25 protein-coding genes are annotated in these 24,778 nt (G+C 71.7%); 5 read left to right on the top strand and 20 right to left on the bottom strand.

From position 1 onward, the window contains the following. Window positions 1–4: 4 nt before the first annotated feature. A complete protein-coding gene (locus ACFY1H_RS11450) occupies window positions 5–1,522 on the bottom strand; it encodes an AMP-binding protein (RefSeq protein ID WP_386946214.1) in 1,518 nt (505 codons plus the stop codon). A 278-nt stretch (window positions 1,523–1,800) separates the two neighbouring features. Here ACFY1H_RS11450 and ACFY1H_RS11445 point away from each other — a divergent pair, with 278 nt between their 5' ends. Together ACFY1H_RS11445 and ACFY1H_RS11440 are read left to right on the top strand one after the other, a co-directional pair. Next, window positions 1,801–2,505 carry a sigma-70 family RNA polymerase sigma factor gene (locus ACFY1H_RS11445; protein WP_386946212.1) on the top strand — a complete coding sequence of 235 codons (705 nt, stop codon included), beginning with the start codon at window positions 1,801–1,803 and terminating at the stop codon, window positions 2,503–2,505. Window positions 2,506–2,628: 123 nt separating this feature from the next. Continuing rightward, the gene (locus ACFY1H_RS11440; protein WP_386946210.1) at window positions 2,629–3,711 is read left to right on the top strand and encodes a DUF5667 domain-containing protein; all 1,083 of its coding nucleotides are present in this window, start codon (window positions 2,629–2,631) and stop codon (window positions 3,709–3,711) included. A 27-nt stretch (window positions 3,712–3,738) separates the two neighbouring features. Here the strand turns inward: ACFY1H_RS11440 and ACFY1H_RS11435 are convergent, their stop codons facing one another. Then, entirely contained in the window at window positions 3,739–4,527 is a 789-nt protein-coding gene (locus ACFY1H_RS11435; protein WP_366577815.1) for a maleylpyruvate isomerase family mycothiol-dependent enzyme, read from the bottom strand. A gap of 305 nt (window positions 4,528–4,832) precedes the next feature. Between ACFY1H_RS11435 and ACFY1H_RS11430 the strand changes: the two genes are divergently transcribed. Next, window positions 4,833–5,741 carry an HAD-IB family hydrolase gene (locus tag ACFY1H_RS11430; protein WP_366577926.1) on the top strand — a complete coding sequence of 303 codons (909 nt, stop codon included), beginning with the start codon at window positions 4,833–4,835 and terminating at the stop codon, window positions 5,739–5,741. Window positions 5,742–5,767: 26 nt separating this feature from the next. Here ACFY1H_RS11430 and ACFY1H_RS11425 read toward each other — a convergent pair whose 3' ends face one another. From ACFY1H_RS11425 to ACFY1H_RS11365, 13 genes are all read right to left on the bottom strand, one after another. Then, window positions 5,768–6,787, bottom strand: coding sequence for a lysophospholipid acyltransferase family protein (locus ACFY1H_RS11425; protein ID WP_386946208.1), 1,020 nt, complete (start codon window positions 6,785–6,787; stop codon window positions 5,768–5,770). Then, window positions 6,784–7,830 (bottom strand): NAD-dependent epimerase/dehydratase family protein, encoded by a 1,047-nt coding sequence (locus ACFY1H_RS11420; protein ID WP_386946207.1) that lies wholly within the window; start codon window positions 7,828–7,830, stop codon window positions 6,784–6,786. The genes ACFY1H_RS11425 and ACFY1H_RS11420 overlap by 4 nt, the downstream gene beginning before the upstream one ends. Window positions 7,831–8,103: 273 nt before the next feature. After that, on the bottom strand, window positions 8,104–8,205 hold the full coding sequence (locus ACFY1H_RS11415; protein WP_007030867.1) for a 30S ribosomal protein bS22: 102 nt from the start codon (window positions 8,203–8,205) through the stop codon (window positions 8,104–8,106). 195 nt (window positions 8,206–8,400) lie between these two features. Beyond that, a complete protein-coding gene (locus ACFY1H_RS11410) occupies window positions 8,401–8,616 on the bottom strand; it encodes a helix-turn-helix domain-containing protein (RefSeq protein ID WP_037353555.1) in 216 nt (71 codons plus the stop codon). A gap of 186 nt (window positions 8,617–8,802) precedes the next feature. Next, the gene (gene proC / locus ACFY1H_RS11405; RefSeq protein ID WP_366577808.1) at window positions 8,803–9,615 is read right to left on the bottom strand and encodes a pyrroline-5-carboxylate reductase; all 813 of its coding nucleotides are present in this window, start codon (window positions 9,613–9,615) and stop codon (window positions 8,803–8,805) included. Between the two features lie 24 nt (window positions 9,616–9,639). Then, entirely contained in the window at window positions 9,640–10,494 is an 855-nt protein-coding gene (locus tag ACFY1H_RS11400) for a thioesterase family protein (protein WP_366577806.1), read from the bottom strand. Between the two features lie 121 nt (window positions 10,495–10,615). Beyond that, window positions 10,616–11,422, bottom strand: coding sequence for a sugar phosphate isomerase/epimerase family protein (locus tag ACFY1H_RS11395; protein WP_386946203.1), 807 nt, complete (start codon window positions 11,420–11,422; stop codon window positions 10,616–10,618). Between the two features lie 476 nt (window positions 11,423–11,898). Continuing rightward, window positions 11,899–13,698, bottom strand: coding sequence for a hypothetical protein (locus ACFY1H_RS11390; protein WP_386946201.1), 1,800 nt, complete (start codon window positions 13,696–13,698; stop codon window positions 11,899–11,901). Further along, window positions 13,695–13,853: a hypothetical protein gene (locus tag ACFY1H_RS11385; protein WP_366577800.1), complete on the bottom strand. Its 159-nt coding sequence runs from the start codon at window positions 13,851–13,853 to the stop codon at window positions 13,695–13,697. The genes ACFY1H_RS11390 and ACFY1H_RS11385 overlap by 4 nt, the downstream gene beginning before the upstream one ends. Then, window positions 13,850–14,833 carry a Ppx/GppA phosphatase family protein gene (locus ACFY1H_RS11380; RefSeq protein WP_366577798.1) on the bottom strand — a complete coding sequence of 328 codons (984 nt, stop codon included), beginning with the start codon at window positions 14,831–14,833 and terminating at the stop codon, window positions 13,850–13,852. The genes ACFY1H_RS11385 and ACFY1H_RS11380 overlap by 4 nt, the downstream gene beginning before the upstream one ends. 196 nt (window positions 14,834–15,029) lie before the next feature. Beyond that, window positions 15,030–15,719 carry a response regulator transcription factor gene (locus ACFY1H_RS11375; protein WP_204091841.1) on the bottom strand — a complete coding sequence of 230 codons (690 nt, stop codon included), beginning with the start codon at window positions 15,717–15,719 and terminating at the stop codon, window positions 15,030–15,032. Beyond that, a complete protein-coding gene (locus tag ACFY1H_RS11370) occupies window positions 15,716–16,975 on the bottom strand; it encodes an ATP-binding protein (protein WP_366577796.1) in 1,260 nt (419 codons plus the stop codon). The genes ACFY1H_RS11375 and ACFY1H_RS11370 overlap by 4 nt, the downstream gene beginning before the upstream one ends. 137 nt (window positions 16,976–17,112) lie before the next feature. Next, window positions 17,113–17,997, bottom strand: a complete 885-nt coding sequence (locus ACFY1H_RS11365) for an aldo/keto reductase (protein WP_386946198.1) — start codon at window positions 17,995–17,997, stop codon at window positions 17,113–17,115. A gap of 86 nt (window positions 17,998–18,083) precedes the next feature. Here ACFY1H_RS11365 and ACFY1H_RS11360 point away from each other — a divergent pair, with 86 nt between their 5' ends. Both ACFY1H_RS11360 and ACFY1H_RS11355 read left to right on the top strand, forming a co-directional pair. Beyond that, on the top strand, window positions 18,084–18,731 hold the full coding sequence (locus ACFY1H_RS11360) for a DNA-binding response regulator (protein ID WP_366577792.1): 648 nt from the start codon (window positions 18,084–18,086) through the stop codon (window positions 18,729–18,731). Then, entirely contained in the window at window positions 18,728–19,642 is a 915-nt protein-coding gene (locus ACFY1H_RS11355) for a hypothetical protein (protein WP_386946197.1), read from the top strand. Before ACFY1H_RS11360 ends, ACFY1H_RS11355 begins: the two co-directional genes overlap by 4 nt. A 286-nt stretch (window positions 19,643–19,928) precedes the next feature. Here ACFY1H_RS11355 and ACFY1H_RS11350 read toward each other — a convergent pair whose 3' ends face one another. The 5 genes from ACFY1H_RS11350 to ACFY1H_RS11330 all read right to left on the bottom strand — a co-directional run bounded on the left by ACFY1H_RS11350 (window position 19,929) and on the right by ACFY1H_RS11330 (window position 24,758). After that, window positions 19,929–20,678, bottom strand: coding sequence for a phosphoglyceromutase (locus tag ACFY1H_RS11350; protein ID WP_366577788.1), 750 nt, complete (start codon window positions 20,676–20,678; stop codon window positions 19,929–19,931). A gap of 433 nt (window positions 20,679–21,111) precedes the next feature. After that, on the bottom strand, window positions 21,112–22,032 hold the full coding sequence (locus ACFY1H_RS11345) for a DUF4349 domain-containing protein (RefSeq protein WP_366577786.1): 921 nt from the start codon (window positions 22,030–22,032) through the stop codon (window positions 21,112–21,114). 65 nt (window positions 22,033–22,097) lie between these two features. Further along, window positions 22,098–22,610, bottom strand: a complete 513-nt coding sequence (locus ACFY1H_RS11340; RefSeq protein WP_220245921.1) for a YbjN domain-containing protein — start codon at window positions 22,608–22,610, stop codon at window positions 22,098–22,100. Continuing rightward, window positions 22,607–23,914: a D-inositol-3-phosphate glycosyltransferase gene (gene mshA / locus ACFY1H_RS11335; protein ID WP_386946194.1), complete on the bottom strand. Its 1,308-nt coding sequence runs from the start codon at window positions 23,912–23,914 to the stop codon at window positions 22,607–22,609. The genes ACFY1H_RS11340 and mshA overlap by 4 nt, the downstream gene beginning before the upstream one ends. Window positions 23,915–23,936: 22 nt before the next feature. After that, the gene (locus ACFY1H_RS11330) at window positions 23,937–24,758 is read right to left on the bottom strand and encodes an alpha/beta hydrolase (RefSeq protein WP_366577782.1); all 822 of its coding nucleotides are present in this window, start codon (window positions 24,756–24,758) and stop codon (window positions 23,937–23,939) included. Window positions 24,759–24,778: the final 20 nt, after the last annotated feature.

The following is a 24,778-nucleotide window of genomic DNA, read 5'->3' as shown; positions in this document are numbered from 1 at the left end:
CGCGTCAGCGCAGCTTGAGCCGCCGCAGCTTCCCGGTGGCCGAATGCGGCAGCGTCGAAACGAACTCCACGAGGTGCGGCACCTTGTACCCGGCCAGGTTCGCCGCGCACTGGTCGCTCACCTGCTGCTCCGACAGCGCCGCGCCGTCGGCCGGCACCACGACCGCCTTCACGGCCTCGCCGCTGCGCTCGTCGACGACCCCGACCACGGCGACCTCCGCCACGCCCGGCAGCCGCGAGATCACGTCCTCGACCTCGTGGGGGTAGACGTTGAAGCCGTTGACGATGATCAGGTCGTTGGCGCGGTCGACCAGGTGCAGGTCGCCGTCGAGATCGAGGTAACCGACGTCGCCGGTGCGGAACCAGCCCTCGGCGTCGGGGCCGTGCGCGCCGTCGGGCCAGTAGCCCGAGAACAGGTTCGCGCCGCGGATCGACACCAGGCCGGTGTCGCCGCCGGACTCGAAGACGTCGGCGACGTCGTCCGGGTCGAGCGGCACGCCCTCCTCGGTGCCGTCGCTGTCCACCAGCCGCAGCTCGATGCCGGGCAGCGGCCGCCCGACCGAGCCGGGCTTCGGGTAGCCCGTGACCAGCGTCGACGTGACCACCGGCGCGCATTCGGTGAGGCCGTAGCCCTCGTAGACGTCGTGGCCGGTGGCCTCGCGGATCGCCGCCAGCACGCGCGGGTGCAGCGGCGCGGCACCCGAGGTCAGCATCCGCACGGTCGCGAGCCCGCGCGCCAGCTCCTCGGCGCCGAGGTCGGCGAACTCCGTGTACATGGTCGGCACGCCGGCGATCGACGTGACGCGGTACTCGGCGCAGTCGTCCAGCGTCTTCGCCGGCTCGAAGCGCTCCGAGAGCACCAGCGTCGCGCCCACGGCCGTCGCCTGGAGCAGGCCGGGGCCGAGGCCGTAGACGTGGAACAGCGGGATGGTCACGAGCACGCGGTCCTCGTGCACCGGCACGCCCTCGACCTGGCTGAGCTGCTCGAGGTTCGCCAGCAGCGCGCGGTGCGAGAGCAGCACGCCGCGCGGCGGGCCGGTGGTCCCCGAGGTGTAGGAGATCACCGCGATGTCCTCGCCGGCGCGGCCGAGGTCCACAGGGTCTCCCCCGAGTTCGCCGCGAGGTGACAGCGCCGTGAGGCTTTCGGGCAGGTCGGTGTCGTCGTCGCGCTGGATCACGAACCGCGGGTCGCAGTGCGAAAGCAGCTGCTCCAGCTCCGGCGCGGGCGCCTGCGGAGACAGTGGCACCGCGATCGCGCCGGCGCGCAGCACGCCATACAGGGCGACGGCGAAATCCGCCGACGTCGGCAGCCGCAGCACGACCCGGTCGCCCGGGTCCACGCCGGCTTCGACGAGCCGCCGCGCCTGCGCGTGGGCCGCCTCGTCGAGCTCCCGCCAGGTGAGCGTGGCCCCCGTGCCGGTCTCGGTGATGGCCGTTTCGTCCGCCCACCTGGCCGCCGCCTCGGTCAGCAGCTGCGCGACACCCTCCACCGGGCCCCCTTCCTGCTGTAGCCCTTTTGTCATCTTGTCACCCGTAACGGGGACGCCGCGCGATCGTCGCACCTCCGGTACCGCGGGACCTCTACCTACTTCGCGGTAACTACACGTATGCTGCACTGCGTCGCCGGGTGGCGTTGATCACTGCCGGGTGACGTGAGAAAGGGAGTCGCCGTGACGAACTTGCTGGTCCACGCAGTCGTGGAACACGTTCAGCGGCCCATTCCTGCTCGCGTGGGGGACGGGCGCACAGCTCGCCGCGGAGGCCGCCCGCCCGGCCTCCGGACCGCAGGAGGTGCCGCCCTGTGACCCTGCCGACCACCGCGAACCGCGGCCCCCTCGTGATGTTCGCCGAACGTGCGTTCGGGCGGCCCGCCGCCGTCCCGCTGACCAGGGCGACCGAGGCCGCGCAGGCGCCGGACCCCGCCGAAGCCGCCAAGATCGAGGCGTGGGACCTCGTGCGCGAAGCGCAGGAGGGCGACTCCTCGGCGTTCGGGAAGCTCTACGACCGGTACGTCGACGTCGTCTACCGCTACGCGCTGTTCCGCCTCGGCGATCGCGAGCTGGCCGAGGACGTCACGAGCGAGACGTTCCTGCGCGCGCTGCGCCGGATCACGTCCGTGAGTTACCAGGGCCGCGACGTCGGGGCCTGGTTCGTCACGATCGCCCGGAACCTGATCCTCGACCACGTGAAGTCGAGCCGCTTCCGTCTCGAGGTCGTGACCGACGATGTCAGCGAGCCGGGCGCGGCACCGGTTTCGGCCGTCGGGCCGGCCGCGCAGGCCGGGCCGGAGCAGCAGGCCATCGCGGGCGCCACGCGCGCGGAGCTGCTGCGCTGCGTCGCCGAGCTGGGCGAGGACCAGCGCGAGTGCATCGTGCTGCGGTTCCTGCAGGGGCTGTCGGTCGCGGAGACGGCCCAGGTGATGCACCGCAACGAGGGCGCGATCAAGGCGCTGCAGCACCGCGCTGTCCGCCGTCTGGCCCAATTGCTGCCCACCGGGCTGCGCTGACTTTTTTCACGTCCCGGCGCAACCGTAACTTCTTCGTCTTCTTAATCGTTTCTCCACGCAGACCGGCTGTCAGGGCCGGGGCTTGTAGAGCTTTGTGAAGCTTTGTGGAGACGGAGCAGCACCGTGGGCGTGCCCGTTTGGTTTTCGCGGGATCGAACCGAGAACGAGCGGTTCGATCGCGCGCTGGACCCGTCGCCCGTCGAGCGCGACGGCGAGTTCGCCGACGAGCTGGCCGTGGTCGCCGCCCTGCGTTCGCTGGGCGAGGCGGGCGCGCCCGACGTCGCGACGCGCGAGCGCATCCGGGCGGAGATCGAGGGCCGGCTCGGCCAGCCCGTCGTCCGGCGACGCTGGAAGCCGCGGATGGCCGATCTGGTGGCGGCCGGCATCGCGCTCGTGCTGGGGCTGGCCGGGCTGACGCTGCTGCTGTCGCGCAACGCAATGCCGGGCGACGCGCTGTACACCGTGAAGCGCGCGGGTGAAGAGACATCGCTGGGGCTGACGTTCGGCGACGAGGCCAAAGCGCGCAAGCACCTGGAGTTCGCCGCCAACCGCGTGAGCGAACTGGGGCTGATGACGGACGCGTCGCCGTCGGCGTACCGGACAGCGCTGGGGGACTTCGGCAGCGACGTCCGCGCGGGCGTCACGGCGTTGACGGCACTGGCGACGGGCGGCAGCGGGCGGACGCAGCTGTCGGACCTCGAGACGTGGACGAAGGAGCAGGCCCGGCTGCTGGCGGCCGAGCAGCCGCGGGTCCCGACGTCCGCCCGCGCGGACTTGAGCGGCGCGCGCGGGCTGCTCACGCGCGTGCAGCAGCGGACGTCGGCGCTGGTGTCGCGGCTGAACTGCTACGAGATCACCACGGGCAGCTCCGACGAGCTGGGCCTGCTTCCGGCGCGCGGCGCGTGTACGCAGCAGCCCACGCGTCCTGGTGAGCCGGCGCCGCCTTCGCCTTCGTCGCCTGGCCCCACCCCTACGCCGACCGAAAGCGGGGTGCCGCCGGCGACAGGGACGTCGTCCCCGCCGGACCTGGCCGTGTCCAGCACGCCGACGCCGACGTCCGGGGGCAGCGCCACGGCTCCCCCGCCGGTGTTCTCGCCGCCGATCACCGCGCCGACGACGCCGCGGCTGCCGACGACCAGCCCGCCGCCGCCGTTGATCTCGATCCCGCCGCTGCTGCCGGGGCTTCCGCCCATTGTCATCGGGTGATCGTCGGCGGGGCGGGACTCGGCCCGGTCAGTCGCTGGCGTGCGCGGTGTTGTCGAGCCAGTGCTGGGCGAGGTCGAGGTCGCCGTCGACGCTGATGGTTTCGCCGTCAGAGAGAGGGAGCCGGCGGGTCAGGACCATCAGCAGCGACTGTGCCGGGCCGGTCACCGTCACGTCGGCCTGCCGGGTCCCGGGCTGCCACGTCGCTCCGTCCGGGCGCCGTTCGACGAACCACGCGCCGTCGGTGTCGGTGGCCCGCCACTGCAGGGTCTGCCCGGTGCCCCGGACGGCGTGAGCGGACTCGGGCCGTTGCATCGTCCACGTGGGCGAGGTGAGCATCGCGAGGTGGTTGCCGATGAGCGCGGCGGCAACACCGGCGTCGACATCGGCCGGGCGGCCCGCCGCATTGGCTGCGTCGAGACCGTGGACGACGGCCTCGTTCAGCATGCTGGACATCCAGAATCGCGCCCCGGACCGCTCGTCGCCGGCGGCGTTGAACACCGGCGCCTCCAGCGCGTCGTCGGAGCACGCGCTCGCCACTCGCTGCGCGGACTCCGCCAGCCACGCCGGCCACTCGCCGGGTTCGGCCGGCAGCACGGCCATCTCTGTGGGCAGCTGTGTGGGATCGGTGATGCGCCGCTCGATGATCTCCGCGACCCAGTTCTGCGTCTGGCCCACGTGCGCGACCAGGTCGGTGACGGTCCAGTCCGGGGCCGTCGGCACGGCGGCGCCGGGCCCGGCCACGGCGGCCGATTCCGCCAGCCGCCGGGTGTGGTCGACGATCGCGCGCCGGACGGTTTCCGCGTTCAGCTCGGTCATGGCACTGTCCTTGGTGTCGGGGTGAGCGCCCGCCCCCTGCGGGCGCCTTCGACTACGCGTCGAACGACGGTATCCGGGATCGACAACCCCGAGCACGACTTTCGATTCTTCCGCCCGAAGGTCGGAAATCGCGGACGCCGGCCACGAACAACCGCGGTCACCTCGGACGACGGCGCCAGGCGATCACTCGGCGCTTCGGCAACCCCTGATCGAGGCCCTCACCACACCTGGAACGGGTGAGTCGCGTGGTCGCTACGCTGTGCGTCAGGACCCGGCCGTTCCCGGCCGCCGGGACGTGCCCGAACGTGGAGGCGGTGTGCGTGTCAGCTTGGCGTGGCAAGGATAAGAGTCAGGAGCTCGAACGGCTCGCCACGCTCGCGGGCGAGGCGTCGGCCGAGGCCGCTCAGATCACGGCGAACGCCGAGCCTGCCGTGCCCCCGGCCCCACCGGACCTGACCGCGGCCGCGTTCTTCGACGTCGACAACACGATGATGATGGGCGCGTCGATCTTCTACTTCGCGCGCGGCCTCGCGGCGCGCAAGTTCTTCACGTCCGCCGACCTAGCCGGTTTCGTGTGGCAGCAGGTGAAGTTCCGCCTGGGCGGGCGCGAGAACAAGGAGGACATCAAGTCCCACCGCGAGCGCGCACTGTCCTTTGTGGCCGGTCGCACCGTCGAGGAGCTCACCAGCATCAGCGAAGAGATCTACGACGAGCTCATGGCCGACAAGATCTGGTCCGGCACCCGCGCGCTCGCCCAGATGCACCTCGACGCGGGCCAGCGCGTGTGGCTCGTCACCGCCACACCCATCGAGCTCGCCGCGATCATCTCCCGGCGCTTGGGCCTGACGGGCGCCCTCGGCACCGTCGCGGAAACCAAGGACGGCGTCTACACCGGCCGCCTGGTCGGCGACCTGCTCCACGGCCGCGCCAAGGCCCACGCCGTCCGCGCCCTCGCCTCGCGCGAAGGTCTGAACCTCAAACGCTGCACCGCGTACTCCGACTCGCAGAACGACGTCCCCATGTTGTCCGCCGTCGGCACCGCCGTGGCCATCAACCCGGACTCCGGCCTGCGTGACGTGGCCCGCGCCCGCGGCTGGGAAATCCGCGACTTCCGCACGGGCCGCAAGGCGGCGAAGATCGGCGTCCCGTCGGTGCTGGGCGCGGGCGCGCTGGCGGGCGCTGTCGCCGCGGGGATGGCCTACCGCCGCCGCTGACGTTGTCACCGGCGGGCTGAGGCGCCTCAGCCGCGGAAGATGTTCTTGCGCTGGGCGAGGCGGCGGTACAGCGCTTGCTGGATGGATTCGCGCACCTGGTCCGTCAGGGTGAACACCAGCATCGGGTCGTCGACGGCGTCCGGGGTGAAGTCGTCGGTGCGGATGGGTTCGCCGAACTCGATGGTCCACTTCGTGGGCAGCGGGACGGCGCCGAGGGCGCCGAACAGCGGGAAGAACGGCGTGACCGGGAAGTACGGCAGGCCGAGCACCCGCGCGAGCAGGCGGATGTCGCCGATTTTGGGGTACGTCTCCTCCGCGCCGACGACGGACACGGGGATGATCGGCACGCCCGCCCGCATGGCGGCGGAGACGAAGCCGCCGCGGCCGAAGCGTTGCAGCTTGTAGCGCGCGGAGAACGGCTTGCCGATGCCCTTGAAGCCCTCCGGCCACACGCCGACGAGCTCGCCGCCGCGCAGCAGGCGTTCGGCGTCGGCGTTGCAGGCCAGCGTCTGGCCCGACTTGCGCGCGAAGGAGCCCACCAGCGGCATCTTGAACACCAGGTCGGCGCCGAGGCCGCGCAGGTGGCGCCCGCCCGTCTCGTCGTGGACGGCGACGGCGGTCATCAACGCGTCGAGCGGCAAGGTGCCCGAGTGGTTCGACACGAGCAGCGCGCCGCCGGTCGCCGGGAGGTTCTCGACGCCGAAGGTGTCGACGCGGAACCACTTCTCGTACAACGCGCGCAGTGGCGGCAGCACGAGGGTCTCGGTGAGCTCGGCGTCGAAGCCGAACTCGTCGACGGTGTAGTCGCCCGTCAGGCGGTTCCGCAGGAACGCCAGCGCCGAGCGCACGGACTCCGGCAGGGGTTCCGGCTCGGCGGGAGCCGGCGGGGCGGCCGGGAAAGCCACCACCGGCGCGTCCGAAGCAGACTTCGCAGGCTCGGCCGGCGGCGCGGCAGGCTGCGAAACCCGCCCCGGGCCGTGCAGCGGGATCACCTGGGCCTCGGCTCCGTTCACGGTGTGCGCCTCACTTCCGATCGCGGGGCTCATCGGCCGGCCTGCCCGGTCGCGGCGGCCACGAGGACCTTGCCGGCCAGCGAGGCCAGCCCGGCGCCGTCGAACACCGGGCGCAGGCCGCGGCCCGCGGTGTAGTCGTCGAACGCCTCGCGCGTGGTGAAGCGAGGCTGGTAGCCGAACTCCGTCTTGAGCTTCGTGATGTCCACGACCCGCCCGAAGTTCAGCAGGCGGACCTGGTCGGCCGAGAAGTCGACCACGCGCGCGCCCCGCAGGACCTTGCCCACGGACGGCACCACTGCGCTCGGCATCGGCAGCCCCACGCGGCCCGCCCGGCGGATCGCCTGGGACAACCCGAGTACCCCTTCCGACGCGACGTTGAACACGCCCGGCTTGTCCTGCAGCACGGCCTGCTCCAGCACGCCCAGCGCGTCGGACGCGTGCAGTAGCTGCAGCCGCGCGTCGTAGCCGAAGACGGTGGGCACGACGGGCAGCGCGAAGTACCGCGAGAGCACCGTGTCAACCTCGGGCCCGATGATGTTGGCGAAGCGCGCGAGCGTGACCGTGATGTCGGGCCGGCGGCGAGCGAGGCCGCGCACGTAGCCCTCCACCTCCACGGCGTCCTTCGCGTAGCCGCTGGACGACGTCGGGATCAGCTCCGAGTCCTCCGTGAACACGGCCTGCGAACGCGCCCCCGCGCCGTAGACGGCTGCAGTGGACTTGACCACGAGCTTGCGCACCTTCGGCGAGCTCTGGCAGGCCGCCAGCAGCCGCATGGTGCCGATCACGTTCAGTTCCTTGTCGGCGGAGCGGCGGCTCGGGCCGGCCGGGTGGGCCAGGCACGCCGTGTGGACCACCGTGTCGACGCCGGCGCTGCTGATGACCTTGGCGATCAGCGGGTTGCGGATGTCGGCGCGCACGAACTCCGCGTTGCCCATCCGCTGCAGCACCTCTTTCGGAGGCGGCGCGGTGTCGACGCCGATCACGCGCTCGAAGGCGGAGTTGGTGCCGAGGCGGGCGAGCAGCTTCCCGCCCAGGTCTCCGGCGACCCCGGTGACGAGCACGATGTTCGACGGCATGGGACTCCCTGTGCGGCTGGGCTGTTCGGCTGGGCGTGAGAGGGCGGACGATCACCCGAAGTGCACGAGCCTGCACTCATTGAAAGCATCGCGCGGACGCACCACCGATGTTACCGGCGCCGGGGGGTGCCCTGACCAGGTCTTACTTCGTATTTACAACTCCACCCGAGAATTGCGGCTCACGCCTCACTCGATCGGGGGAGAAGGCCCACCACATGGACGTGGCCCGTCCAGAGACTGGACGGGCCACGGCGCATCAGCTGTGGGGCTGGCTCACTTGCCGGCCTTACGACGCTGCACTCGCGTACGGCGAAGCAACTTGCGGTGCTTCTTCTTGGACATGCGCTTGCGGCGCTTCTTGATCACGGAACCCATAGGGCGCTCCTCAGTTGTCGTCGGTCACGCTGCCCGGCGCAGCGTCCAACGGGTGGAGCGCACAGGCACGAGCGGTCTACCAGGTTACCCGCGTCCTGACGCGGGCCGGTCGGCGGGCATGGCTAGCGCATGCCCGGCGACCGCGCAGGCCCGCCCACCGCCGCCCTCAACGGAGCGGCTCGCGGCACTGAACTGCTATCCGACGTCGAAGTAAGCACCCTGCAGGTACTCGTGCACAGCCTTTTCGGGCACCCGGAACGACTTGCCCACCCGCACGGCGGGGAGCTCACCCGAGTGCACCAGCCGGTACACGGTCATCTTCGAGACCCGCATCAGCGTGGCCACTTCGGCGACTGTCAAAAACTGGACCTGCCCTACCGCGGGCAAATCCTCCTTCTTGTTCGGCGACATGATTACCGCGTCCTTCGACACGTGTCGCGCCACGAGGCTTCCCCACCTGTGGTATCGACACGCACGTGCTCTCCCAGAGGGTAGCGGGACACGTGGGACTAGTGCGACGGCTGTCACCGGGATGGGCCCCTACCTGCGGGTTTTCCGCACGCGGATAACCCTCCCGGGTCTGGTTTGCCGGTTTTGTCAGTCCTCGTGGGCGCGGCCGAGCTCTTCCGAACGGTCGCGCGCGGCTTCGATCGCGTCCAGCAGAGCCGCCCGCACGCCGTGCTTCTCGAGCTCGCGGATCGCGTTGATCGTGGTGCCGGCGGGCGACGTGACGGCCTCGCGCAGCAGCACGGGGTGGTCCGTGCCCTCGGCGAGCATCTTCGCGGCGCCCACGGCCGACTGGATGATCAGCTGCCCCGCGAGCGCGCGCGGGAGGCCGAGCAGGATGCCGGCGTCGATCATGGCCTCGACCAGGTAGAAGAAGTAGGCCGGTCCTGAGCCTGAGAGGGCCGTGACGGCGTCCTGCTGCGATTCCGGTACCTCGACGACCTGGCCGACGTGCGAGAGCAGCTCGTGGACCGTGGCCAGGTGTTCGGCGGTGGCGTAGCGGCCGGGCGACATCGCGCTCATGGCCTCGCCGACCAGCATCGGCGTGTTCGGCATCACGCGGACCACGGGCACGCCGTCGGCCAGGCGCCGCTCGTACAGCGACGTCGGCAGCCCCGCGCACAGCGAGACGACCAGCGAGGACGCCCCGAGCAGCGGCGCCAGCTCCGCCAGCACCGGTTCGATGTCCTGCGGCTTCACGGCGACCACGAGCACGTCCGCACGCTTCGCGGCCTCCTCGACGGTCGCCGCGCGCATGCCCGGGTAGCGCTCCTCGAGCTCGCGGACGCGACCCTCGTAGCGCTCGGTGAAGAGCAGGTCGCCGGGCGCGTGGCCCCCGTGCAGCAGCCCCGACAGGAGAGCTTCGCCGATCTTTCCCGCGCCCAGCACCGCAATCACACTCATGCCACTGAGAGTGCCAAACGCGCGTCAGGCTCCCGGTGCCGGGGCGAGCGCGAGCTGGCGCGCCTGCGCGACGAGCCGCCCCTGGGAGTCGACCACCGTGGCGTCGGAGTCGAACCAGGCCTCGTGCACCGAACGCGATTCCACCAGGATGCGCAGCCAGCCCGGGGCCGGGCGGGTGCGCAGGAAGGCCGTGAGCTGCACCGTGGGCGCCCAGCCGACGCGGCCGAGGTTGGCCACCACCGGCGGGTTGAGGTCGCCCGCGAGGAGTGCGAAGTAGACGTCGCCGATCCCGTCTCGGGGACGTACCCACAACTTCATCCGCGGCGGGTCGCCGGCGCGCCCGGCGAGGTACCCCGCCGTGGCCGGGTCCACGCGGACCTCGCAGCTGGACGAGAGGTTGAACACGCCCTCCGACGTTTCGGCACCGAGTGGCACCGCGCCCGAAGGCGGTTCGGCCGGCAGCTGCGGCACGTCACTCCAGTCCGGGCGCCGCATCGGCAGCCGCCCGGTCGTCACTCGCGCCTCCACGCAGCTTCGCCCACGCTGCTCCAGCCGCACGCCGACCACCGACGCGCGGCGGCCGACCTTGCGGACGTCGGTGCGCAGCAGCACCGGGCCCAGCGCCGGGGCGTGCAGGAATTCGGCGCTGACCACCAGCGGTTCGGCCGTGGGTTCGCCGCGTTCGCCGAGCACGGCCGTGGCGGCCTTGGCCAGCAGGGCCAGGAGAAATCCGCCGTGGGGGTGGTTCGCGATCGCCCATTCCGCTCTCAGCGTGGCCGTGAAAGTCCCGTCCCCGAGGGAACGGACCGTGCTGGCCGCGTCGAAAGCCGTCGCCGTCTGTTCGGCCCGGCTCACGAACGGCCGGCCACGGCGGTGCATGTGGCGGAGAAGTTCAACGATCGCAACGAGTTCACGGTCGGCACTTTACGTGTCGATGAGCCGGAAGAGGGTGTCGGCGGGCCCGGGACCGCCCGGACAGCCGATCATGCTAACGACCTGGTCACTGTCCGAGGTGCAACCGGGCGAACAGCAGCGCCTCCGCGAGAGCGCGGGCCCGCTCCGCGGTGGCCACGGCGTGCCGCGTGTTGACTTCGAGCACGACCTGACCGGCGAAACCGTCGCTGACCAGCTTTTCCAGCAGTTCGGCGCACGGCTGACCCCCGTGGCCCGGGATGAGGTGCTCGTCCTTGGGCACGCCCGTGCCGTCGGCGAGGTGGACGTGGCTCAGGCCCTCCCCCATCCGCTCGGCCAGCGCCAGCGCGTCCATCCGCGCGGCGGCGCTGTGGGAAAGATCAAGCGTGTAGTGCCGGAACCCGACGTCCGTGGGATCGATCGACGGCCGGAACGCCGACACCCGCGCGTTCCGCGACCCACCCGGCGGCCGCACCTTGAACATGTTCTCCACGGCGACCTCGATGCCGGACTTCTCCTCCAGCTCGTCCACGAGGTCCCCGAACGCGTCGCCGTACCGCCGCTGCCACCGGAACGGCGGGTGCACGACGACCGTCCGTGCCCCCAGCTCCTGCGCGGCCTCCACGGACTTCCGCAACCGGATCTCGGGATCCGGCGACCACACCCGCTGCGTGATCAACAACGACGGCGAGTGGATGGAGAGAATGGGCACGTTCGTGCGCTTCGACCACCGGCGCACCGCCGCGACGTCCTGGCTGATGGGGTCCGCCCACACCATGACCTCGACCCCGTCGTACCCGAGCTCCGCCGCGAGCTCGAACGCCGCCCCGGCCCGCAGGGGCCACACCGACGCAGTGCTCAGGCCCACGGGGATCGGGTTCTCAGGCGCGCTCACGGGGGACATCCTGCCTTGCCTGGGTGGGCGTGTCGCAGGTGCCGTGGGTCTCCGCAGAGCTGTTGTCCGTGTTCTTGTCCTCGCAGGGCGGCTTGCCTGGGGAGTGCACCCCGAAGCTGGATTGTGTTGACGGCCGGTGACCTTGTGTCAAGGCGGGAAAGCGTGCCTTGACACAAGGTCGCCGGCCGCAAGGAGGCTTCGGATCGGGGTGCCGGGGCGGGTCTGGGTGCGGGGCTTGGTTGCGTTGTCGGCTGGTGGTTGGGGCGGTGGTGCGCCTGGCTCGGGTGGGTGGTGAGTCGGGCGTGCGGCCGGCGGTTGGGTGGGGGCCAGAGCGCGCCAATGTGGCGTTCGGTGCGTTGAGCGCAACGAACGCCGCATGGGGGTGAGGTGGGTGGGGGTGTGCCGGGCCGGGGGCCGAAATGCGAGAACTCCCGGCCCGCCGAAGCGGGGGCCGGGAGTTCCGACGCGATAGGTGCCTAGCGCCCCACCAGCAACAGGGCTGCGGGGGAAACGGTCACGACCAGGCCGACCAGGATGGCCAGCAGCGTGGTCTGCAGGTCTTCGGCGCGGCGGATCTTGCGGACGATCCACACCAGAGCCACGATCACCAGCAGCGCGCCCACGAGGGCGGCCGGGGCGAGGTTGACCCAGAGCCAGTTGAAGCCGAGCCAGACGGCGGCGCCGCCGACGACGCCGAGGGCCAGTTGGCCCGCGAGGGTGAGCCACTGTTTGCCCGGGGAGCCTTCGGGGACCGGCTCGGCAGCCGCGGGGGCGGCGGGTTCTTCGGGGGCGACGTCGTCGTAGTCGTCCTCGTAGTCGCCGTGCTGGTCGTAGCCGTAGTCGTCGCCGTCGAAGTCCGGGGAGCCCGGCTGGGCGAACTCGCGTTCGTACTCGGACAGGTCGTCGTCGACGGGGCCGCCGCCCGGGGCGAACGGCATGGGCGCCGGGTAGCCCGCGGTGGGCGGGCCGGCGTCGAAGTCGGCGGGGGCGGCCATGGTGGGCGGGCCGCCGTCGTAGTCGCCTTCGGGTGGGTACGGCTCGGCGTAGTCGTCGGCCGCGTAGTCCTCGTCGGCGTAGGCGTCGGCGGGTTCGCCCGGGACGACCGGCATCACGCCGATCTCGGTGTCCTCGAGCTGTTCCTGCTGACGACGCTTGCGCCAGCCCGCCAAGCCTGGCGGCTGCGCGGGCGGACCACCAGGACCACCAGGACCAGGACCAGCCGAGCCGGGGCCACCGGGGCCAGGACCACCGGGACCGGGCGCCACCTCAGGCGCCTCCGGCTCCACGCCGGCCACGGCGTCGAACTGCTCCGTGTGCGGGTCCTGCTGCGGCGCGGGCCGGCGGGCCGGCGCCCGGCGCGGACGCTGCGGCGCACCCGTCGGGAACGCGCCGCTGGCCATGGGCGGCTCGGGCACGTCGGCGTCGGGCGTTCCGTCGAGACCGTCGAGCCGCGACGCGAGCGTGCCACCCGGCGCGGGCGGCGGGCCGGGACGGCGGCGGACCGGCGGCACCTGGTTGCGGGTCTCTTCCGCACCCGGCGGCGGCACCGGCTGCTGACGCGTGGGACGTCCCCGCGGCGGCACCGGCATCTGGCCGGACTCCTGCGGCGGCGCCGGCGGACGCACGAACTGGCTCGACTCGGGCGAAGGCGGAACCGGCATTTGCGCCGACTCCTGCGGTCGCACGAACTGACCCGACTCCTGCGGCGGCCCGGGCGGGCGGGTGTACCCCGTCTCCTGCGGCCGCACGAACTGGCCGGACTCCTGCGGGCGGGCGAACTGCCCCGACTCCTGCGGCGGCTGGCGCACGAACCCGGAATCCTGCTGCCCGTTCACCGGGCGGACCGACCGCGTCGGCGGACCGGACGGACCAGGTCCACCCGGACCCGCGGGACCAGGACCGGCCATCCCACCCGGCCCCTGGGGACCGGCGGGCGGCGCGGGAGGAGCAGCAGGCGGACGCTGCAACGGCCCCGACTCCTGCGGCACCGCGCGCGGCGCGGGGGCCGCGGGCCCGTCCGAACGACGACGGCCACCCGCCGAACGCGAAGGCGGCGGCGGAGTGCCGCCGTCGCTGGTCACGCGGTCGATGATCGCCTGCGGAGCGGTGTCGCTCACGCCCGCCGCGCGGCGGCCGCCCTCCGGCGGCTGCTCGGGGGCGTCGTCGTCTTCCGCTGCGCGACGCCTGCGCCGCCGTGAACCCTCGACCTGCTGCCCGTGCTGGGCGAGCAGTTCGGCCACGGTCTTCTGGGGCGGGGCGCCGTTCTCGTCGGTCATACCGTGCTGTCCAAAGCGCGCTCGGGGTTGGCCACGGCAGGTGCCGGCGGCCGGACGCAGGCGGCGCCGCGCGCGCTGAACACCGTGCTGTGCATGTCCGTCACCTCTTCACCGTGCCTGTTTTCCGTCACCGAAGTCCAGTCCACTGCTGTCACCGGTCCTCCCCGTTCGCCGAAACGCCGGCGAGGGCGGCCCCAGTTTCGTCCGCGCCGTTGGAATGGTCCAGCCGTCGCAGGATGACACCCTCTCGCAGTGCCCACGGGCAGATCTCGAGTTCTTCGAGGGAAAGCGCCCGCATGGCGGCTTGCGCCACCAGAGCACCCGCCACGAGCTGGTGCGACCGGCTCGAGCTGACTCCCTCGAGTTGTGCGAGGTCCGCTGCGGGCATGCGCGAGATGAAGGCGATGAGCTGGCGCAACGCGGTGTCCGTGAGCGTACGGCGCACGCGCGGGCCGGCCGCCGAGGGGGCCGCGCCGGTGAGCCTGGCCAGGGAGCGGAACGTCTTCGACGTCGCCACCACCCGATCGGGTTCACCCCATTTCGCGACCTTCTTCGCGAGCCCGCTGAGCTGGTCCTCCAGCCACGCCGAGGTCGCCACGACCTCCGAGCGTGTCGGCGGGTCGTGGCGGAAGCGCGTGCGCGTGGTGCGCCCGGCTCCCAGCGGCAGCGACTCCGCGAGCACAGGTTCCTCGTCGCGGCCCATCGCGACCTCCAGCGAGCCGCCGCCGATGTCGAGCACCAGCACCTGGCCGGCCGACCAGCCGAACCACCGGCGCACGGCCAGGAACGTCAGGCGCGCCTCGTCGACGCCGGAGAGCACCTTCAGCTCGACGCCGGTCTCGTCCGCGACCCTGGCCAGCACCTTCGCCGAGTTCTTGGCCTCGCGCACGGCCGACGTCGCGAACGCCATCACGTCTTCGCACCCGAGCCGCACGGCCGCGGCCCGCGCCGACTCCACGGCCCGCACCAGCTGGTCGGACCCCGCGCGGCTGAGGTCTCCGGTTCGCGTGATCTGCTCGGCGAGGCGCAACACGGCCTTCTCCGAGTGCATGGGTGTTGGGTGCGCACCACGATGGGCGTCGACCACCAGCAGGTGGACGGTGTTGGACCCGACGTCGAGTACCCCTAGGCGCACGAGGATCCAGCGTACCGGTCTCACAGCCAGGTCTCGAAACTGTAACCAACACCACTCGGTCCGGGCTCGACTCTGCGTGCCCGAGCGCCCGCGCAGGGTGAAAAATGAGGCGTTTCCCCAGGAGCGAAAACGGCCGGGGTGGCAAGAAAAAACCCCGCCATCCCGGCCGTGCTCCGGTGTTTTCCCTACCGCCGGCTCACGTCTCGAACTTGTACCCGAGGCCGCGCACCGTCACGAGGTGGCGCGGGGAGCCCGGGTCGGGCTCGATCTTCGAGCGCAGGCGCTTCACGTGCACGTCGAGGGTCTTGGTGTCCCCGACGTAGTCGGCGCCCCACACGCGGTCGATCAGCTGGCCGCGCGTGAGCACGCGGCCCACATTGCGCAGCAGGTACTCCAGGAGGTCGAACTCCTTGAGCGGCAGCGAAACCTCCGCGCCATCCACGGTCACGACGTGGCGCTCGACGTCCATCCGCACCGGCCCGGCCGAGAGCACCAGCGGGGCCAGCTCGCCCTCCGCGCCCGGCTCGCCGCCGCGGCGCAGCACCGCGCGCACGCGCGCGATGAGCTCCCGGGCCGAGTACGGCTTCGTCACGTAGTCGTCGGCGCCCAGTTCCAGGCCCACGACCTTGTCGATCTCGCTGTCGCGCGCCGTCACCATGATCACCGGCACGGCCGAACGCTGGCGCAGCTGCTTGCACACGTCCGTGCCGCTCATGCCCGGGAGCATGAGGTCGAGCAGCACGATGTCGGCACCGTTGCGGTCGAACTCCTCGAGCGCCTGCTGTCCCGTCCCGGCCACCGCGGCCGTGAAACCTTCCTTGCGCAACAGGAAGGCGAGCGGGTCGGCGAAGGACTCTTCGTCCTCGACAATGAGAACCCTCGTCACAGGTTTCCTCCATGGTCTGGGCCGGAGAGCTCCTGCCCGGTTGCCACGAGCCGGGGTGTCCGCTCGGGGGTCTTGTCCTGCCGCACCACGGTGGCGGGCTGGGTCTGCTTGCCGCCGCGCGCGCCGTCGCCGCCGGGCTCGGGGCTGACGTGCGCGGGGATCCGCAGCGTGAACGTGGACCCGGTGCCGGGTCTGCTCCACAGGCCCACCGAACCGCCGTGGTTGGCCGCGACGTGCTTCACGATCGCCAGGCCCAGCCCCGTGCCGCCGGTGGCGCGGGAGCGGGCCTTGTCCGCGCGGTAGAAGCGCTCGAACACGCGCTGCTGCTCGTCCTCGGCGATGCCGATGCCGCGGTCGGTCACGGCGATCTCGACCATGCCGTCGGCGAGCCGGCGCGAGATCGACACCGGGCTGCCCGGCGACGAGTACGCGACGGCGTTCTCCAGCAGGTTCGACAGGGCCGTGACCAGCAGCGTCCGGTCGCCTTCGATGAGCAGGCCGCTGGCCGTGTCGGTGGTGATGGTGATCTCCGCCGACTCCGCTGACAACGTTGTCCGGCCGAGCGCTTCCCGCACCACGGCGTCGACCTCGACGACGTTGAGGTCCGGCAGCCGTTCGGCGCCCTGCAGGCGCGAAAGCGCGATCAGCTCGGTCACGAGCGTGCCTAGCCGGGTCGACTCGCGGAGGATCTTGCTGCCGAAGCGGCGGACTTCGTCCACGTCGTCGGCGGCGTCGAGCACGGCCTCGGTGAGCAGCGCGATCGCGCCGACCGGGGTCTTGAGCTCGTGGCTCACGTTGGCCACGAAGTCGCGCCGCACGGCCTCCAGGCGGATGGCCTCGGAGTGGTCCACGGCCTCGACCACGGTGAAGCCGTCGCCGAGCGGGCGGACCTCGCCGAGCACCGCCTCCGGCTGGCGCCGCCCGCGGTTCTCAAGCGGCGACAGGTCGATCTCCATCGGCTCGTCGGTCTCCACCACCTGCTCGGCGGCGGCACGGGCCCGCGGGTCGGCCTGGTTCACGCGAACCAGGCCGAGTTCGTAGGCCCTCGGGTTGTGCAGCACGAGGTCACCGAAGCGGTTGAGGACGACAACGCCGCTCCGGGACGACCGGATCAGCCGTTCGAGGAGCTCCGCCACGGTCGGTCCCACCGGCCGTGCCGTCTCCTTCCGGGCTCGCGCCCGGGCGATGAGGAACCCGACGACCGCGCCGACGACAAGAGCGCCGATGGCCGAGATCAGGGCAACTGGCGTGGTCACAAAGGAATCGTAAGCATCCCGGTAGCCTTTCGGACCAGTCTTGGAAGCCCGGTCGTGAGGCGCGTGACACCTACGGGCGACATGTTCGCCCTGGTGTCAGGCCCTGTTCACCCTCCCGAGACCTTCCCGCAGGATGTTCACGCTCCGTCGAGGTCGGCAAGATCGTCGGCCGTCAGGCGCAGCTGCGCGGCGGCGACGTTCTGTGCCAGATGGTCCGGGTTGCCCGTGCCCGGGATCGCGAGCACGTGATCACCTTGCGCGAGCGTCCACGCGAGACGGACCTGGGCCGATGTGGCGTCGTGGCGCTTCGCGACGGCCGCCACGCGCTCTTCGACCCCGGATTCGTCGGTTTGTCCACTCGCGACGGCGAACCACGGCACGAAGGCCACGCCGTGTTCACCGCAGAGGCGCAGCAGCTCGTCGTCCTCGCGGACGGCGGTGAGGCCGTACTGGTTCTGCACGCACACCACGGGCGCGATCGCGAGCGCCTCGGTGAGGTGCTCGGGGCCGACGTTGGAGATGCCCAGCTCGCGGATGAGGCCGGCGTCGCGCAGCTCGGCCAGCGCGCCGAAGTGCTCGGCGATGGAGCCCGTGCCGCGGCCGAGGCCCGTGCCGATGCGCAGGTTGACCACGTCGATGTGGTCGCGCGCGAGCTGGCGCAGGTTCTCCTCGACCTGGCCGCGCAGCTGGTCGGGGCGCGCGAAGGGCAGGAACTCGCCGGACGGGTCGCGGCCGGGACCGACCTTCGTGGTCAGGACCAGGTCGTCGGCGTACGGCGAGAGGGCGGTGTTGATCATCTCGTTGGAGGAGAACTCCGGCGTGAAGTAGAAGGCCGCCGTGTCGATGTGGTTCACGCCGAGTTCGAGCGCACGGCGCAGGACGGTGAGGGCGCGCTCGCGGTCGGCACTGGTGCCGCCCGCGAACGGGACGAGCCGCATGGCGCCGAAGCCGAGGCGGTTGACGGTCAGGGAACCGAGCCGCCACGTGCCGGCGGCCGCGGCGGGAAGTGCTGTCTGGGTCATGACTTCCAGCGTGTCCCGGCGGGGTTCGGGGCGCCCGGATTGGCAGGAAGCTGCCACCGGATCTCATCGGGGGGACACTGGGACGCGTGACTCGAGTCGACGACGTCGTGACCGTGCGCGGCGAACGCGAGCTGTTCGACCGCACCGCCCACCTGTTCGGCAGCGCCACGGACATCGCGTGCGCCGCGAACACCCTCTACACCTGGGCCGCCTCACGCCCGGGCACCGGCGTGCGCGCGGTGCCGGACCTGCAGGGCCGGCGGGCGCGCAAGATCTACCTGCCGAGCGTGCTGCTGGACGAGGCGAGCGTCGAGCACCTGCGCCTGCTGCGTTCGCTGGGCGCGCAGATCCGCATCAGCGAGCGCGAGATCAACGAGACGATCATCCTCGACGGCCGCCTCGCGATCCTCGCCGCCGAGGTCACGCCCGACGGGCGCAGCTACACCGTCCTTTCGCGACCCGACCTGGTCAACGGGATCTCGTCGCTGTTCGAGGCCGCGTGGCGCTCGTCGACGGATCTCGCGGCGTTCGAAACGCGCTTCGCCGAGCTGCGGCAGAACACGCCGCGGCTGCTGGACCTGCTGCTGTCGGGCTGCACCGACGAGACCGCGGCGCGCACGATGGGCGTCGGCCTGCGGACCTACCGGCGCTACGTCGCGGAGCTGATGGCAGCGTTGGGGGCGACGTCGCGGTTCCAGGCCGGGGCGCGCGCGAAGGAGGCCGGTCTGCTGTGAGGCGTGGTGTCGTGGTGTCGGTGGCCCTGCTCGGTCTGGTGTCCGCGGGGTGCAGCTCGGCGGTGGGCGGGAAGGCCGTGGTTCCGCCGCAGCCCGCCAACCTGGCCTACGTGGACGCGAAGGCCACCAGCGACGCGTCCGCGGGGATCAAGAAGGCCGTGGAGACCGTGTTCAGCTTCGACTCCACGGACACGGCCACGGTGGCGAAGAACGAGCAGGAGTACTTCACCGGCAACGCGCGCACGCAGTTCGACCAGACCTTCGCGCAGATCAAGACCGCTGCGGTGAAGACGCAGACGCACGTGGTCGATTCGGGTGTCGCGTCGCTGTCGCCCAGCGGGGCCACGGTGCTCGCCGCGATCAAGCAGCAGAGCCAGACCCCCGACGGCAAGACCAACGCGGCACTCGCGGTCGTCCTCGTGACCGCCGCCCCCGCCGGCGACCACTGGCGCGTGAGCGACCTGAACCTCAACCCGCGCGGCACCCTCGGCCCCACGGCCGACCCGGGCGCCCCGCGCCCCGCCGTCACACGCGACTCCGCCCTCGCCGCCGCCCGCCACGCCGGTTCGGTCCTGCTGACCGTCGACGCCCAGAACGCCGACGCCGTGTACGACGGCTACGAGAGCGTCGCCGTCGACCCACTGCTCACGCAGTTCCGCGCGACCCGCCAGACCACCGTCGACAGCATGAAAAACAGCGGCGCCAAGGCTTCCTTCAACCCCCAGTCCGCGGCGGCCGTGTCGTCGACCTCCGCGGACGGCAAAACCGCCACGGTGCTCCTGGACGCCGTCGTCTCGACCCAGCAACAGGGCGGCCCGCAGGACCGCACCATCCCCGTCCGCCTCACCCTCGCCCGCCAACCGGACGGCAGCTGGAAGGTGTCGGCGATCGATCCGCTGAACGCGGCCTGAGGCCGGTTCCGGATAAGCCGAAGGGCCACCGCGCAGCTCGCGCGATGGCCCTTCGTCGTGAAGGAAGCTCGCCCGCCACGGTTCGCACCAGCCGCGACCACAGGTCACGGCGCCGGTCGGCTCCGCGGCATTGACCTCCGCACGACGGGCGGCCTCGCCTGCGCGGCCCGCGGTCGGGCCGGCAACCCTGAGCCCGACACCCGCACCACCCCGCGCGACCCTCCGGATAAGCCGAAGGGCCACCGCGCAGCTCGCGCGATGGCCCTTCGTCCGTGGGTGAGCGGGCTCAGCGGCCCTGGTTCGCCACCGCGGCGGCGGCTTCCTCCGCCGCCTCCGGGTCGAGGTAGAGGCCGCCCGGCTTGATGGGCTGGAGGTCGTCCGTGAGGTCGTAGCGCAGGGGGATGCCGGTGGGGATGTTGAGGGCGGCGATGTCCGTGTCGGAGATGCCGTCGAGGTGCTTGACGAGGGCGCGCAGCGAGTTGCCGTGCGCGGCGACCAGCACGGTCTTGCCCGCGCGCAGGTCGGGGACGATCGCGGTCTCCCAGTACGGCAGGAGGCGCTCGACGACGTCCTTGAGGCATTCGGTCAGGGGCGCGTTGTCGCCGAGGTTGGCGTAGCGCGGGTCGCCGGCCTGGCTGAACTCGTCGGCCGGGTCGATGGCGGGGGGCGGGGTGTCGTAGGAGCGGCGCCAGAGCATGAACTGCTCCTCGCCGAACTCCTCCAGCGTCTGCTTCTTGTTCTTGCCCTGCAGCGCTCCGTAGTGGCGCTCGTTGAGCCGCCAGTCGCGCTTGACGGGGATCCAGTGCCGGTCGGCGGCGTCGAGGGCGATGTTCGCCGTGCCGATCGCGCGGCGCAGCAGCGACGTGTGCACCACGTCGGGCAGCAGCCCCGCCTCGGCCAGCAGCTGGCCACCCTGGCGAGCCTCGCGCTCGCCCGTCTCCGAAAGCGGCACGTCCACCCATCCGGTGAACAGGTTTTCCGCGTTCCACGTGCTCTGTCCGTGACGCAGCAGCACCAGCGTCCCAAGTTCGGCCATGGCCCACAGCCTGCCAGAGCGGACCAGGTTCGTGACTGGTGAGTCCCGCTTGAACGATGTTCTACAGAGAGTGTGTTACTCCATAGTAACACCTTCACCCGAACAGAAGTCAGCCCGTCAACAAGCCGCGAATTGGGTGCAATGTGCTGCGCGCTGTTATCCCGCTGAGTGAAGTTCACTCGAATGGAGTAACGAGTAGTCTTGTGATTACAGGTGGACATCTGACAGGTTTGGCATGTCCCGCTCAGCCGGATTCCACGCACTCCCCGGCTGACGGCGGGCTATGACCGCGGCTCGTCTCCCCCCTGCCGAGCCGCGGCCCGCCGGCCCCGTTGGCATCCCCCTCGTCACCGGGTCCTTGATCGGCGGGAACTTCAGCGGGGCGGCTCGAGATCGCGACTCCCCCCTCCCTCGAGCCGTCCCGCCTTTCCCGTTATCCCGCAGGTCCGGCGGAGACAGCCGCGTCATCCGCCGGCCGCGTACGACGCCGCCGGCGCACCCACCACCACACCGCCCCGGCCGGGATCCCGAGCACCACGGCGAACGGCGCGATCGCCCCCAGCGCCGTCAGGAAGCCGCCGCCGAAGGTCAGGAACGCGTCCCAGCCACCGGCAAGCCCCGCGAGGAAGCCCGGCAAGTCATCGGATGTCTGCCCGGGACCGGTCACGACCTCTGCGGTCACGGACAGTGCCACCGTCGCCATCGCGACGCTTCCCGCGAGCGCCTTCTGCTGCTGTTCGAGTGACTCCAGCGCGGCCTCGCGGGTGGTGAGCTCACTCTCCACACTCGCGATCTCGGAGATCGACGTCGCCTTCGCCAGCAACGCCCGGATCCGGTCCACGCTCGCGCGCTGGGTCGCCAGGCGCGCGTCCACGTCGACCACCTGGGCGGTGACGTCCTGGGAGCTCAGCTCGCGCTTGGTGACCTTGCCGAGCCCGGCGAGCTGGTCGAGCACCCCGTCGAGCTTTTCGGCGGGCACGGCGAGGCTCAGGGTCGCGGACGACTCCAGCGTGCTCTCCTGGCCGGTGTACCCGCCGGCTCCGGTCGCGATCACCCGAGCCCGCGACACGACGTCGTCGAGCTTCGGGGTCGAGAGGTCCAGCCGTGCACTCCGCGCGAGCTTGCGGTCGGTGGTCCCCGTGGCTCCCACCGCCGGCGCGTTGGCCGAAGCACCGGAAGCCCCCGGCGCTCCCGGTGCGGGCACGGCCGGCGCGGCTTTCTCGGCCAAGCCCTGCTGAGGCGCGGCCGCCACCCCGCTGTCGGCCTCCGTCGAGCTCGGCTCGTTCGCCGTGCACCCCGCCAGCGCCACCAGCAACACGGCACCGGCCGGCACCCATCTCCATCGAGTCCTCATCCGTCCTCCTCCACTCGGGTGGCAGACGGACGGACCCCGGCCTCAGCGGCGTTGCACGGCCCGAGTCACGACTCGGTCAAGCCCGGCTCGTGCGGCTTCTCGGGCGCCACGAGGTGCTTGAACGCCTGGAGGTTCGCCAGCGACTCCCCGCGCGACACGCGCCAGTCCCACTCGCGCTTGATCGACGACGCGAACCCGATCTCCAGCAACGTGTTGAAGTCACCGTCGGCGGCTTCGAGCACCTGCCCGAGGATCTTGTCCAGCTCGGCGTCGGTCACCGTCTCCTTGCCGAAGCGCCCGACGAGGTAGATGTCGCCGATGCTGTCCACTGTGTAGTGCACGCCGTAGAGCCGGGCGTTGCGCTGCAACAGAAAGCGGTACACCTGCTCGTGCGCCTCGTCCGGGCGGCGGCACACGAACGCCTCCACGGAGAACGCGTGGTCGCCGTCCACGAGCCAGCAGTTGGTCTGGAGCTTCTTGGTCCCCGGCAACGTCACGAAGTACTTTCCTTCGCCACGCCGGTCGTACTTGAGCTCGGCGGCGTCCAAAGTGGACTTGATCGTCGCGTCCAGGCTCACACCGCCACCTCCGCCCGCGTTTCGAGCGCCCCGCGGAACGCCTTGGTCGCCTGAGCATAGATCTCCAGCAGCGAGTCCGTGGTGCGGCTCCAGGAGAAGCGGCGGGCGTGGAGCACGGCGTTGGCACCGAGCTCACGCCGGCGTTCCGGACGCAGCGCGACGGCCGCCAGCGCGTCCGCCCAGTCGGTGGCCGTGTGCGAAGGCACGAGCAGTCCCGACACGCCGTGCGGCACCGCGACCGGCAGCCCGCCGACCTCGGCGGCCACCACGGGCGTGCCGCAGGCCTGCGCCTCCAGCGCCACGAGGCCGAACGACTCGTTGTAGCTCGGCACGGCCACCACGTCGGCCGCGCGGAACACGTTCACGAGCTTCTGCCCCGGCTGCGGCGGCAGGAAGCGCACCTGCTCCTGGATGCCCAGGGTGCACGCCAGCTCCTTGAGCGCCTGCGGCTGCTCCAGACCGGTGCCCGACGGCCCCCCGACCACGAGCACCACGAGCTTCGAGCGCAGCTCCGGCCGCTGGGTCAGCAGCTCGGCGGCCGCGCGCAGCAGCACGTCCGGCGCCTTCAACGGCTGGATCCGGCCCGCGAACGCCAGCACCACGGCGTCGCGCGGCAGCCCGAACGCGTCGCGCGCCAGCGCCTGCGAGCCCGGCGTGAAGCGGTCGAGGTCGACCCCCGGCGGCACGGCGTGCACCGCGTGCGGATCGGCGCCGTAGAGGTCCACGAGCTGACGCGCCTCGACCTGGGTGTTGGCGACCAGGCAGTCGGCCTCGGTCACCACCTGCTCCTCGCCCATCACCCGGGTGCGCGGCTCGGGCTTGTCGCCGTCGGCGAGCAGTGAGTTCTTGACCTTCGCCAGCGTGTGCGCGGTGTGGACCAGCGGTACGCCCCAGCGGTCGCGCGCCAGCCAGCCGACCTGGCCGGAGAGCCAGTAGTGCGAGTGGATGAGGTCGTAGTAGCCGGGCTCGTGGAACGCCTCGGCGCGCAGCACACCCGAGGTGAACGCACACAGCTGCGCGGGCAGCTCGTCGCGGCCCAGCGGCTCGAAGGGGCCGGCCTGCACGTGGCGAACGGTCACGCCCGGCGCCAGCTCGGCCAGCGGCGGCTGGTCCGACGAGGTCGCGCGCGTGAACACCTCGACCTCGACGCCTCGGCGCGCCATCTCGGTGGCGGTCTCGCGCACGTACACGTTCATGCCGCCCGCGTCGCCGGTGCCCGGCTGTTCGAGCGGCGAGGTGTGCACGGACAGCACCGCGATGCGACGCGGCGCAGCACGGAACCCCGACAGAGAGGAGATGGTCACCTGGTCACTACTCCTGTGTGCGCTACTCGGCTGTTTCCCCGGAGAACCGCCGCAGCGCGGAGTTGAACTCCCCCGCGTCCTCGACGAACGGCAGATGCCCCGCATCAACGAACCAACGCAGAACTGCCCCCGGAATCTTCCCGGCCGAATATTCCGCTGCCGACGGATCGACCACCCGGTCGGCCGTGCCGTGCACGACCAGCACCGGTTTGTCGACCTTGGCCAGCACTTCCGAACTCTCCACGTCGCGCTTGAACAGCGCCGCGCGCACGGCCGGCGGCACCGCCAAAGACATCCCGAGCAGGGCTTGCGCGAACGTCCCGGGCACCGAGGCGTTGGCCTGGGCCCGGCTGAACTCGACCAACGCCGGCACGGCGACCTCGGGATCGTCCGAGAGCGCCGCGGGCAGCGCGGCCCGCATGACCGATCCGGTCTTACCGCCTTCGCGGCCCCGGCCGATCTCCGTGATGGCACCGACGAGCACGATCCCGGCCAGCCGTGCGGTTCCGTGCACCCGCAGGTAGTCGGTGATCACGAGCCCGCCGTAGGACCAGCCGACGACGATCGCGTCGGGGCCGGCGAAGTCGAGCACGGCGGCGAGGTCGTCGGCCCACTGGCGCGGGTCGTCGTAGCCGCCCGCCGGGACGTCGGACGCACCGTGGCCCCGCAGGTCCATCGCCACCAGGCGGAACCGCTCCGTGAGCGCCGGGTCGGCCAGCTGGGCCGCCCACGCGCGCGACGACTGGGCCCAGCCGTGCACGAAGACGATCGGACGGGAGTTCTGGGCACCCTCGACGCGCACCGCGATGCGCACGCCGGAGGTACCGACCACTTCGGTGTTCACGACGTCAGTTCGTAGCACGC

The organism is Amycolatopsis sp. NPDC001319 (assembly GCF_042896185.1).
Lineage (GTDB): Bacteria > Actinomycetota > Actinomycetes > Mycobacteriales > Pseudonocardiaceae > Amycolatopsis.
This window is presented reverse-complemented; position numbering and strand designations above follow the sequence as displayed.